Source organism: Bacillus sp. OTU530 (assembly GCF_038440375.1).
Genome location: NZ_JASATP010000035.1, coordinates 1 through 12828, shown reverse-complemented (window position 1 = coordinate 12828; position 12828 = coordinate 1). Strand labels below are relative to the sequence as shown.

General features: G+C 37.2%; 10 protein-coding genes and 1 riboswitch. Of the genes, 8 read left to right on the top strand and 2 right to left on the bottom strand.

Features of this window, described 5'->3' with window-relative positions; translation table 11 throughout:
• Window positions 1-794 precede the first annotated feature (794 nt).
• The 5 genes from AAHB12_RS21415 (at window position 795) to AAHB12_RS21395 (ending at window position 6477) form a co-directional block, all read left to right on the top strand.
• Window positions 795-1481, top strand: coding sequence for a response regulator transcription factor (locus AAHB12_RS21415; RefSeq protein ID WP_129728655.1), 687 nt, complete (start codon window positions 795-797; stop codon window positions 1479-1481).
• On the top strand, window positions 1456-3540 hold the full coding sequence (locus tag AAHB12_RS21410; protein WP_342046977.1) for a sensor histidine kinase: 2085 nt from the start codon (window positions 1456-1458) through the stop codon (window positions 3538-3540). Before AAHB12_RS21415 ends, AAHB12_RS21410 begins: the two co-directional genes overlap by 26 nt.
• A gap of 84 nt (window positions 3541-3624) precedes the next feature.
• Window positions 3625-3730: riboswitch (TPP riboswitch) on the top strand.
• Between the two features lie 399 nt (window positions 3731-4129).
• Window positions 4130-4837, top strand: coding sequence for a thiaminase II (gene tenA, locus AAHB12_RS21405; RefSeq protein WP_342046976.1), 708 nt, complete (start codon window positions 4130-4132; stop codon window positions 4835-4837).
• 406 nt (window positions 4838-5243) lie between these two features.
• Window positions 5244-5585 carry a zinc ribbon domain-containing protein YjdM gene (locus AAHB12_RS21400; protein ID WP_129728658.1) on the top strand — a complete coding sequence of 114 codons (342 nt, stop codon included), beginning with the start codon at window positions 5244-5246 and terminating at the stop codon, window positions 5583-5585.
• A 112-nt stretch (window positions 5586-5697) separates the two neighbouring features.
• Window positions 5698-6477: a GntR family transcriptional regulator gene (locus tag AAHB12_RS21395; RefSeq protein ID WP_342046975.1), complete on the top strand. Its 780-nt coding sequence runs from the start codon at window positions 5698-5700 to the stop codon at window positions 6475-6477.
• Between the two features lie 224 nt (window positions 6478-6701).
• Here the strand turns inward: AAHB12_RS21395 and AAHB12_RS21390 are convergent, their stop codons facing one another.
• Window positions 6702-7091: a VOC family protein gene (locus tag AAHB12_RS21390; RefSeq protein ID WP_342046974.1), complete on the bottom strand. Its 390-nt coding sequence runs from the start codon at window positions 7089-7091 to the stop codon at window positions 6702-6704.
• Window positions 7092-7232: 141 nt separating this feature from the next.
• Window positions 7233-8579 (bottom strand): MFS transporter, encoded by a 1347-nt coding sequence (locus AAHB12_RS21385; RefSeq protein WP_342046973.1) that lies wholly within the window; start codon window positions 8577-8579, stop codon window positions 7233-7235.
• A 1185-nt stretch (window positions 8580-9764) separates the two neighbouring features.
• On the opposite strand from AAHB12_RS21385, the gene ttdA reads away from it, so the two are divergent.
• The 3 genes from ttdA (at window position 9765) to AAHB12_RS21370 (ending at window position 12430) form a co-directional block, all read left to right on the top strand.
• On the top strand, window positions 9765-10691 hold the full coding sequence (ttdA, locus tag AAHB12_RS21380; protein WP_246040262.1) for a L(+)-tartrate dehydratase subunit alpha: 927 nt from the start codon (window positions 9765-9767) through the stop codon (window positions 10689-10691).
• Window positions 10688-11299, top strand: coding sequence for a L(+)-tartrate dehydratase subunit beta (gene ttdB / locus AAHB12_RS21375; RefSeq protein WP_342046972.1), 612 nt, complete (start codon window positions 10688-10690; stop codon window positions 11297-11299). Before ttdA ends, ttdB begins: the two co-directional genes overlap by 4 nt.
• A gap of 333 nt (window positions 11300-11632) precedes the next feature.
• Window positions 11633-12430, top strand: coding sequence for a fumarylacetoacetate hydrolase family protein (locus AAHB12_RS21370; RefSeq protein ID WP_342046971.1), 798 nt, complete (start codon window positions 11633-11635; stop codon window positions 12428-12430).
• The last annotated feature ends 398 nt before the right edge of the window (window positions 12431-12828 follow it).

Below are 12828 nucleotides of genomic sequence, written 5' to 3'. Positions count from 1 at the left end.
TATAAAATAAATTAGTGGCTAAAAGGCCTCAAGCATTTTTATAACTGCTTAAGTTTTTTAGTCTTTGGCACTTGCTAAAAAATACAAAAGCCTCATCTAAAGAAAGTTTCACGTGAAACTTTCTTTCCTCACACCTTAAAAAAGTATAAATTTTCAGGTAGAAGTGAATTCGATGTAGTCGGAAATTTTAGGAATACAGTGTAAGTGCAACTACGCCTCTGTCCTCGCCCAAGAATAGGGCTCGCCAATCGGCGAGTTTTCTTTACACTGTAAGAACATATAAATTTCCAGGTAGAAGTGAATTCGATGTAGTTAGAAATTTTAGGAATACAGTGTAAGTGCAACTACGCCTCTGTCTTCGCCCAAGAACAGGGCTTGCCAATCGGCGAGTTTTCTTTACAACTGTAAGAACATATAAACTTCCAGGTAGAAGTGAATTCGATGTAGTCAGAAATTTTAGGAATACAGTGTAAGTGCAACTACGCCTCTGTCTTCGCCCAAGAACAGGGCTCGCCAATCGGCGAGTTTTCTTTACACTGTAAGAACATATAAATTTCCAGGTAGAAGTGAATTCGATGTAGTCAGAAATTTTAGGAATACAGTGTAAGTGCAACTACGCCTCTGTCTTCGCCCAAGAACAGGGCTCGCCAATCGGCGAGTTTTCTTTAAAATACTAAGAAAATCTTAAGATTTACATAAAGGATTTGCTAAGATTTGTTTGATATCATACCCTTAGAATGAATACTAAAGAGGTGATACATTATGTTTAGATTCATATATAGGGGTGAACCTTCATGAACATATTGGTTTGTGATGATGACAAGGCAATTGTAGATGCCATAGGAATCTACTTAGAAAATGAAGGCTATACGATATTCAAAGCCTCTAACGGGATAGAGGCCATAGAAGTAATCGGAGAAAATGAAATACATCTTATTATCATGGATATTATGATGCCTAAGATGGATGGAATAAGCGCGACCACGAAAATTAGAAGGGATTATAAAATCCCTTTAATCATGCTCTCTGCCAGATCTGAGGATACGGATAAAATATTGGGATTAAATTTAGGAGCAGATGATTATATTACTAAGCCATTTAATCCTTTAGAGCTCATTGCGAGGGTTAAATCACAGCTGAGAAGATATACAATGTTTGGAAGCCTTGAAGCCAAGAGTCATGAATATAGAACTGGGGGACTCATCATAAATGATGAAAGTAAAACGATAACCGTTGATGGGGACGAGGTCCATCTCACACCAGTGCAATATAAGATCTTAAAGCTTCTGACTGCAAACGCCGGAAAAGTATTTTCTATAGAGGAGATCTATGAAAAGGTATGGAATGAAACATCCTTTAGCCCGGAGAATACAGTAGCAGTTCATATAAGAAAAATTAGGGAAAAAATCGAAATAAATCCGAAGGAGCCAAAATATTTGAAGGTGGTGTGGGGAGTTGGATATAAAGTCGAAAAGTTATAGCCACTTCATTATAACGAAAGTGGTTGTTTTTATTCTTGTGGTTCTATGTTTTACAGGTGCCATTAAAAAACTTGTAGAGATAGAAGTATTAAACGGTGGTGATTTTGGTATTGTTTTTGAGGACAACTACTTCCTGAGTGGGGCATATGTACGGGAAAGTGAAAATATCATCAGGGATCTCACAAGACTAATAGGGGAATATAAGAATGAGGAACATATTTTAAGCGGCGGGACTGTTAGTGAGGATGAATTAAGAAATGAGGAAGAAAATCTATACTCAGATTATATGTCCAATTCGAGAAGCTATAATCCTGAATTAGGTGAAGGGGCAAACTATGAAAAGTTTAAGGGAGAATATGCAGACAAGATATCCCAGGCGAGGGATACGCTAATAAAGAATGATCTAAGAGAATATCATTCTTTATTGCAGAATTTAGAAGAATATAAAGAGCCATTGTATTATATCAGTGATGGAGTAAATGTGTATGCAAATAGCCCAAAGATAGAAAAGGATCAGTTAAAAACCTATCCTGCTTATATGATATTTGAGGAATACAAAAGTGAGATTTTCCCAAAAGAGGTTAAAGATAATAAAAATTTGTATCGGATCACAGAAAGCATCAACGGATTGGACCCGAAAAACAAGGTTGTTTATGTTGCTTTTACCGAAGAATTTATAAATCACAAAATAAAAGAATGGAATGAAAATAAGGAAAAGGTCACAACAAGCTTCTATACATTAGCAGGGTTTTTAATAGGGCTTATCTTATCTTTTCTGTATTTAGTACTTATTGCAGGAAGAAAATCATTTAAGGATCAAGGGGTATACCTAAATGCAATTGATAGGTTATATAACGATGTTAATGTAGTGCTGTGCATAGGCCTTATAGCGCTTTGGATTGCATTAGTAGAGGGTGTGTTTGATCAGATTGATAAACTGATTATTCCAATTACCATTCCTATTGCTGCGGCCGGACTCATGCTGGTTCTATCACTTGTGAAGCATTTTAAGAATAAAACATTTATAAAACATACATTAATTTATCGTATGCTTTATAAGCTGTTTAAATTTGTTGGAGATGTATATAATAGCGGAAGCGTTGGCGTGAAGACGGTATTACTCGTAATCGGATATCCTATATTAGTTGCTTTAACGTTTTTTATGTTTCCAGTCACCCTTGGCGTAGCTGCTTGGTTTGCCCTAAAAAAAATCAGGACATTTAATACGATCAAGGAAGGTGTGGAGAGAGTAAAGGATGGAGATATTCATCATAGTATAAATGTTAATGGAACAGGCGAATTTGCAGGCCTTGCTGCGGATATAAATAGCATCACTGATGGCTTGAAAAAGGCCGTTAATAACGAACTAAAAAGCGAGCGGATGAAAACGGAGCTGATTACCAATGTATCACATGATATAAGAACACCTTTGACCTCTATTATCACCTATGTTGACTTATTAAAAAAGGAAAAGGATCCTTCAAAGGTAGAAGAATATATCGAGGTACTGGATCAAAAATCTAAAAGGCTAAAAATCCTAACAGATGACTTATTTGAGGCAGCAAAGGCCTCCAGCGGGAATATACCAATACATCTTGAGCAGATCGATATCATATCTTTAATTACTCAGGGACTAGGGGAAGTTAATGACAAAATTGAAGCCTTAGATTTAGACTTTAAGCTAAATTACCCTAAGGATAAGGTATATATTATGGCCGATGGAAAATTATTGTGGAGATCTATAGAAAACCTGTTATCTAATATATTCAAATATACCCTAAAACAATCAAGGGTCTATATAGATATTGAAGATTTAGGGAATGAAGTACTTCTCACCTTCAAAAATATTTCAGCCTATGAGCTGAATATCTCAGCAGACGAATTAATGGAGCGTTTTAAAAGAGGCGATGAATCGAGGTTAAGTCAAGGCAGCGGATTAGGGTTATCTATTGCGAAAAGCCTGATTGATATACAAAGAGGAAAATTTTCTATACAAATAGATGGAGATTTATTTAAAGCCATGATTTCTTTACCCAAGTATAAAAATCTTAATGAGTAATTGGTACTGACTTTAAAAAAGGCTTGACTGTCTTTAATGTTGTGATATGGTTAATGTCAGAATGAAAAATAAATAGCAAGCATCTCTATCCACTAGGGGAGCCCATTGAAGGGCTGAGATCAAAGTGACCTTTGAGACCCTAGAACCTGATCTGGGTAACACCAGCGTAGGAAAGTGGGAGTGACGGACCATTGTATTTTCATTTTGGTTATTAAAATGAATTCCAAACCACTTTCTTTACGCATGTAAAAAAGTGGTTTTTTTATTTTACACTGTAAGAAAGTATAAATTTCTAGCTGGAAGATAAGTCGACGTAGTCAGAAATTTTAGGAATACAGTATAAGTAGGGCTATGCCTCTGTCTTCGCCCAAGGACAGGGCTCGCCAATCGGCGAGTTTTCTTTACACTGTAAGAAAGTATAAATTTCCAGCTAGAAGGTCATTCGGCGTAGTCGGAAATTTTAGGAATACAGTGTAAGTGCAACTACGCCTCTGTCTTCGCCCAAAGGCAGGGCTCGCCAATCGGCGAGTTTTCTTTAAAGGGTTTTATGTTGCATTTTCATCTATTTAACACCTTAGGAGGGATTAACATGTCATTTTCTCAGTTGTTGCGCAAAGAAGCAAATTCTATTTGGGAAGCGAGTTTTCATCATCCGTTTGTGACAAAGTTAGGAGAAGGAAGTTTAGATTTAAGGTGCTTCCGTTATTATGTTCTGCAAGATTCCTATTATTTAAGCCATTTTGCTAAAGTGCAGGCATTAGGGGCAGCGAAAGCAGTTGATCTACAAACGACGGGACGCATGGCACATCATGCACAAAATACATATCAGGCGGAGCTTTCTTTACATCGGAATTTTTCTGAAAAGTTAGGGATTACGGAAAAAGACAAAGATACCTTTGTTCCTGCACCGACTGCTTATGCGTATACATCTCACTTGTATCGTGCCGCATATGAAGGTCACTTAGGGGATATTATCGCAGCAATCTTGCCGTGCTATTGGCTTTATTATGAAATTGGCGAGCATTTGAAGGAATCGAAGCCGGAGGAGCCTATTTATCAAGAATGGATTGCCGCTTATGGTTCTGACTGGTTCCGTACTTTAGTAGAAGAACAAATCGCCAGACTAGATGCCATTGCTGAAACTGTGACAGAATCGGACAAAGAACGAATGAAACAACATTTTATTATTAGCAGTCAATATGAATACTCGTTTTGGGAGATGGCTTATACATTGGAAGATTGGCCAGTGAATGAAAAGGAGAAACAACGTGGTTTCAATGAGGGCTTATCCATATAACAAAGGACAGCTTCCCTTGCGACGTGCATATCGATTTCCATGCTTTGAATTATTTTCTCCGTTCCAATGCGAGTGTTTTCTAATTTAAGGAAAAACAAAAAGAAGTAATGTCTTTATTCAGCTGGGTAAAGGATATTACTTCTTTTTACATTTACTGCAAATAAATCATTTTGACCTATAGCATCTTATAGTTTCCTTGTACATGATTATAAATATTTCCGATTGATGTTGTTGAAAAATTTTAGAGGGAAAGAATGAGGGCTTGTGTTAATATAGATTGATGGTAGGATAGGTGGTTTGTCCGCTTTAGTGTGTTTATTTATATATTTTAATGGATCGTGTACAGTTTGATTGAACAATGTCTTACAGGATAAAATTAACTATAACAGATAGGAGCATTGAATACATGTCCAATTTACCAAATTGCCCAAAATGTAATTCAGAATATACTTATGAAGACGGAAGCCTTTTTGTTTGCCCAGAATGTGCTCATGAATGGAGTTTAGAATTAGAGGCTGAAGCTAATGAGGATACAAAAGTCATCAAAGATGCGAATGGAAATATCTTAAATGATGGTGATTCTGTAACAGTAATCAAAGATCTGAAAGTAAAAGGAACTTCATTAGTCGTAAAAATAGGTACAAAAGTAAAGAATATACGTTTGATTGATGGAGATCATGATATTGATTGTAAAATTGATGGTTTTGGCGCGATGAAATTAAAATCTGAATTCGTGAAGAAGATATAGATATAATTATAGTGCAGCAGAACTGCAGAAGTTTCTCGTATTTATTAATTTAAGAACTGTTTTGCTCAGGACAATATGATTAAATTAAATTTTTGGGAAGTGTGTTTATAGTATGAATACGCCAGATGAATCTACAAGAGCTCATGTTAATTTGGAAGAACCGGATCAATCCTCCCTTTCTCTAGACATTCATTCAATTTTATCTAGTTTAGATGAAATGGGGGAATCACGTTTGCCACAACGTGCTTATCTAGCGACACGCCATGCCATACGACAACTTCAGCTCCCCCCAGGAAAAACAGTATTGGAGAGGGAAATGGCTGAAATCTTGGGCATGAGCAGAACGCCTGTTCGCGAGGCCCTCGTACGTTTAGAGATGGAGGGATGGGTACGTCTTATACCGCGTCGTGGGTTTGTTGTGGCACCCATTGTTGCGGATGATCTCCAACAAATTTATGAGGTAGTGGAAGCGCTTGATGGTATTGCTGGCAGCCTAGCTACCAAGCGCGCCACCTCTGAAGAATTAGATCAACTCGATCGTTTAATTGAGGAACAAGAAAAAGCACTAGAATTAGGAGATCTACTGGCATGGACTACTCTTGATGAGCAATTTCATCAATTCATTGTCGACTTGGCCCAAAACCCACGACTAAGAGGGATTATGGATAGTCAATCTGATCAACTATATCGTGCCAGATTATATACAATTAAGCTTCGACCTAGACCAACACAATCTATCATGGATCACAAGGCCATTGTTACTGTTATGCGAACAGGTGAACCGGAAGCTGCACGTATCATGTTACAATCCCATCGTTATAGAGCGCGCAAAGAAATTTTAGAGGTTATCCGATCTCTAGAAGTGAACCATAATAGAGAGTCTCTTTCTTAGGTAAGATAATACATCTTTTATAAAAGAAAAGGGCTGTAGAGATTTCTTAGAAATCTCTACAGCCCTTTTTGTGCTATGCTATTTTGTTGAAAATATTACTAACCAGATAGGAACAATAAGTAAGCTCTGTCCCCCGGCCAGCACTCCAGCTCAAAGACAAGATAAGTGCCAAAAAGATTTAAAACAGGATATTATTTAATATCAGAAATTCTATTTAAATAAATTTAATTTCTTGCTCGTTCTATCAATTGTAGTAATTCACCATTAGGTCCATAAAATAAAATCATAAGACCGCCTTCAAGTGTTGAGTTTGGTTGATTCGATAAAAATTTAATTCCCTTTTTTTCATAATAGCTAATGGCTTGATTAATATCCTCTACTGCAAAAGCAAGGTGGTTAACGATCCCACTTTTGTTATACTCACCTATAGGATCAATATCTCGAATGAACTCAATTTCCATGCTAGGCTGATCCTCCAGATATAAAAATGCCATCTCTCTTGTGTTAGAGGATCCTCGAAGGCGAACTTTAAATCCAAACATGTCTGAGTAGTATTGAATAGCATGATCCATATTGGCAACAATGATAGCGGTATGTTCCATTTTTTTAATCATTTAGCTTCCTACTTTCATCATAAATAACAAATTTACATAAGAGTTTTCGCGCCAATACTGAGTTTCCCTTATTGCTGGAAAATATGAAAGAAAGACTAACCAATACAATAGGCCAGCCTTTCTTATCCTCTGGAATTTTCATTATGCCTGCACTTTTAATAGAGGTTGTTCTTCCTCTTTTAATTCGGGGGGTAATTCGATCCGCTCTATTTTGTTCACAACGAAGATGTAACATAATGCTCCGACCAACAGGACTCCACCAATAAAAAATAATGCTGCATTAAAGGAATGCGTTGCACTCAAAATATATCCAACAATGATAGGAACCACGATACCGGCTATGTTACCTGACGTATTAAAGATTCCACCACTCAAACCAATGATTTCTTTTGGAGACATATCGCCAACTAGAGTCCAAGTTGCACCAGCCATCCCTTTAGCGAAAAAGGCGACTGACATGATAAGCATAATGAGTGCTGCTGATGATGTATAATTGGCTAGGACGATAATACTTGAAAGCAAGAATCCGATGATAATCGGAGTTTTACGTGCTGTGGTGAGGGATTTCCCACGCTTTAACAGAAAATCGGATAGGTATCCGCCAACAAGCCCTCCAATAAAGGCCCCGGCATAAGGGAGCGACGCCATAAAGCCAACCTTAAGCATGGACATATGTTTTTCTTGTACAAGGTACGTAGGGAACCAGGTAAGGAAGAACCAAAGCATCGTATTCAGGCAAAATTGCGCAATATAGATTCCAATCATTTGTCGGTTGGTCAACAGCAGTTTGGCATGAGCCCATCTGATTTTAATTGGTTTATCCCCTGTATTCGCCAAGCCGCCGCCTGCATTAATATAGTCAATTTCAGCTTGGTTCGCTCTCGGATGCTTGTTTGGTTCTTGAACGAACTTAAACCAAAAGAGCCCCACCACAATTCCAGCAAACCCTGCCACATAGAAAACCATCTGCCATCCATGAGTCTGCAAAAGCCAAGCCATTACCGGAGTGAACAGTGCGACTCCAAAATATTGAGCAGAATTATAGATGGATACTGCCTTACCACGCTCATGCTGAGGAAACCACATAGCGGTCAATCTACTGTTACCCGGAAACGACGGTGCTTCTGCGATCCCTACAATGAATCTTAATACGAATAACATCACTAAACCGTCAACCCATCCTTGAAAGAATGTAAACAATGACCAGATGATTAAGCCTATACCATAAACTATGCGCGCACCAAATCGGTCCAGCATCCATCCCCCTGGGATTTGCATAAAGGCATAGGCCCAGTTGAATGCAGAAAAGGCGATTCCAATTGACACTGCATCCAAATGAAGGTCTTTGGTCATTACAGGGGCAACAACACTAAGTGCTGAACGGTCAATATAGTTGATCGCGGTAGTGATAAACAAAATGGTTAAAATTAAATAACGTACATTGGTTTTTTTAGTAACCGTTTTTGAATCTTGCGTAAGAGCATTCATAAACTTCCCCCCTAAAATTTCTCCCTAAAAGATACCAACTCAAACGTATTATCGATTATTATTCTTGGTTACACTGGTTATTTTCCCTCTTTTGCAAGTGCGGGCACTATCAAAAGCATAACAAATAATCTGTTCACAAATCTAAATTCAGTAAAGGTCACGGATTAGATGAAAACTTCTTATCCTGATCTAGATTCGGAAACTTCCCACCATCAAACCTTAAATATTCTACTTTAATCCTTTTGTATATTAAAATTTAATTAACAAATCTATAATTGGATATTTTACCTAGACGATCTATTAGGCAGCCTCCCCTTATACCACCTCTTTATCTATTACCATCTCACGGGATAGTTGCTATACGAAAGATACGTTTATTAGACATTTTTGTTAACCTCCCTGTATTGAATATGTGTTTATTTTTTTATGAAAACCCTTACAACGATTATCACTTAATGTATACATTAATGTCAATGCTTTTATTTTGAATTTATCTAGTTGTATATAAAATCAGACACCGAATATAAGATTAAATCAATAAATAAAAGGAATTATCTGATAATGATCATTTTGAAAAATAAATTAGATTTCACTTCAATGCATACGTTAATGCATGTGATTGGGTCGGCATTATGTGAATGCCCAAAAGGGGTTGAATAGATCTCTCAAATCAACATTTATTAATGAACTACATCTCTGAGAGATATGACATCAATAATTGGATATTGAGGTCTTGCCCATTCATTCCAGACAAAATCAATCTTTTCAAAATAGGTGAATCCCCACTTGCGGATCCAATAGTACAAACAATTTGAATTTTTCTTATCTTCATCACCTATTTCTATCCTTTGTTGATTCATGCTCTTTTAGAATTCATTACTTTAATTTCGTGATAGTGTATACATTAAATTAAAAAACGTTATTAAAGATTATGTTCGTTTTAAATTTAAAGAATATAGGATGCATCTGATGAAAACGCCTTAAATAAAAGGTTTCATACAATGTGTAGCCAAATTATTTATTCCTCGATCAGTTTTTTAGAATGGCAATCATATTAAATTTTAACATAGGCTATTGACGTTAACGTATACATTGAGTAATAATGGACGTACAAGCTATTCACATCATTACTTAACTAACCGATTAAGGAACTAAACTAAAAAATAAATAATAAGGAGAGTTATTATGGAGAAATTGGTGGAAATCAAGAAAATAGAGAAAATACAGCAGATAGAAAAGATGACTGAGCAGATGTCAAAGTTTATATCCCTTGTCAGCTACAAGCTCCCTGACGATGTGGAAAATAAACTGAAAGAGCTGAGTGAAGGGGAAAATAATCCTCTTGCAAAAATCATCTACAAAACCATGTTTGATAACCAGAAGTTGGCTTATGAGTTAAAAAGACCTTCATGTCAGGACACAGGAGTTCTTCAGTTTTTTGTAAAGTGTGGACAGAACTTCCCTTTGATTGGGCAGTTAGATAGCATTTTAAAGAATAGCGTATATAAGTCAACCAAGGAAACCCCTTTGCGACACAATTCTGTAGAGACATTCGATGAATACAATACAGGAAAGAACATCGGCAACGGTTCACCTAGTATCTTCTGGGAGATTGAAGAAGACAGTGACAAAGTAGAAATCTATACTTATATGGCAGGGGGCGGATGTACCCTTCCTGGAGTGGCAACAGTTCTTATGCCCGGTGAAGGCTATGAAGGTGTGGTAAAGTTTGTACTTGATCGTATGACAAGTTATGGAATCAATGCCTGTCCTCCCCTTTTAGTCGGTGTTGGTGTCGGTACTTCTGTTGAAACAGCAGCCTTAAACTCAAAACTAGCCCTTATGAGACCTGTGGGGAGTCATAACGAAAATGAAAACGCTGCCAAGATGGAAAAGCTTCTTGAGGACGGAATCAACGCTATTGGGCTTGGACCTCAGGGGCTTAAGGGATCTAAATCTGTCATGGGTGTAAATGTTGTGAATACGGCAAGACATCCTTCTACTATTGGAGTTGCAGTGAATACAGGATGCTGGTCCCATCGAAGAGGAAAGATCACCTTTGACAGCAATTTGAACTATGAAATTAGCACTCATGAGGGGGTTACACTATGAGTAAGAAGGTACTAACAACACCGATAAAAGATGAAGATCTTAAAGATATACGAATTGGAGACATCATCTACCTAACCGGTACACTGGTTACTTGCAGGGATGTTGCTCACAGAAGACTCATTGAAGAAAAAATCCCATTACCTGTAGATCTTAAGGGTAAAGCCATTTTCCACGCTGGCCCTATTGTTAGAGATCTTGGAAATGAAAAATACGAGATAGTTTCTATTGGTCCCACAACCAGCATGAGAATGGAAAAGTTTGAAAAGGAATTTATCGAAGAAACAGGTGTTAAACTTATTGTTGGAAAAGGTGGAATGGGGAAGAACACTGAAGAAGGATGCAAGACCCATAAAGCATTGCATCTCGTCTTTCCAGCCGGAAATGCTGTTTATGCGGCAACAAAGGTTGAGCAAATTAGAGAAGTACACTGGAAAGACCTTGGAATGCCTGAATCTCTTTGGGTATGTGAAGTGAATGAGTTCGGTCCCCTTATTGTTTCCATTGATGCAGAAGGAAATAACATCTATGAAGAAAATAAGGTGGAGTTCAATAAAAAGAAGGAAGAACAATATGAGTTAATTAGCGAGCAAGTAAAATTCATCAAGTAAGTGTTTCGATAACATCGTATCTTGTAAATATGATACAAAGGGTGTTTGATGTCTTATTTCATCTAGTGAACATCTTTATGAAATTCTTACCTATTGGTGCATTTGTAATGATAGTTTTTCCAAAATGAAAAGTGAATTTGACGAAGCCCAATTCATAGAATAAAGTCTAGCACTTACAAAAATTCTTGAATAGATCAAGACAGAAATCCTAGTCTTAAGAAAATGGTTCAAACATAGATCCGTATTTGGCATATCTTTACTATGGTTCATACGGATCTGGAATTTGTTGGAGGATCTGCGATTATTTAATCTATAGTTGGAGTTGGTGCGGTAATGCCGGTACTACAAAAAACACAAACGATAGTTCGTTATCAGAATCATAACGGTAAAGTGTATTACGGAATTGTTGAGGATGACGAAATTTTACAATTATCCAGTACTTTTACTGAAATTGCAAACAATGAACTAAAATACGATGGTGTAACAGTTAAATATAGTGATGTAAAAATTTTGGAGCCTGTAGCACCTTCGAAAGTGGTTAATTTTGGATGGACATATGCTGAACACGCAAAAGAGACTGGCGGGAAGGCTAATCTCAAAGAACCGTTTTTGTTTTTAAAACCGGCATCATCCTTGATTCCAAATCAGGGGGAAATCATTCTTCCATCAAGCGATTTAACCAGTCAGGTAGAAATGGAGGGAGAAGTGGCGCTCGTTATTGGGAAGCGCGGCAAAAATATAAAAGAAGAAGAAGCTTTAGATTATGTGTTTGGCTGTACGATATTTAATGATGTGACTGCAAGAGATCTTACAAAAGCTGATCCCCAGTTTACGCGCGGCAAGGGCTTTGATACTTTTGGCCCATTGGGTCCGTGTATTGTGAAGGGCATAGATCCAACTAATTTGCGAATTGTTACAACATTAAACGGCAAAGTCGTACAAGAGGGTAATACCAACCAGATGTCACTTTCCATTCCTTTCCTCATCAGTTGGATTTCACAGGTTATGACACTGGAGCCAGGTGATGTGTTAGCTACTGGTTCACCTTCTGGTAGTTGTCCAATGAGGTCAGGCGACTTTGTATCTGTGGAAGTAGAGAATATCGGTAGGTTATGTAATTATGTAAAATAACAGATGTATTTTTTCTAAACTATCTGTTAATGTTGGTTATTTCTTTATTTTTATTACTCAAATTTGAGGTTAGCCAAATTCCTGGTTAACCTTTTCTATTGTGCTGTATGTAAAAGCCATGATTGCTCGTAATGCAGGACGAATAGCGAGTATAAGGACTTTTAGAATACCATTATCCAATGGGAGAAGGAGGTAACATCGTAAAAAGGATTGATACTGGGGTTGACATCATAACTAAGGATAATGCTAAAGAGAGATTAAACTTCTTAAAAGATGTACTGGAATTAAAAAAGAACTGAGCACAGGGATACCCCCGTACTCAGTTTTTTTTACACCATAAGGTACAAAATTCCATATGGAGGCCTGATTCGATATAGCAGGACATTTTAGGAATAAAA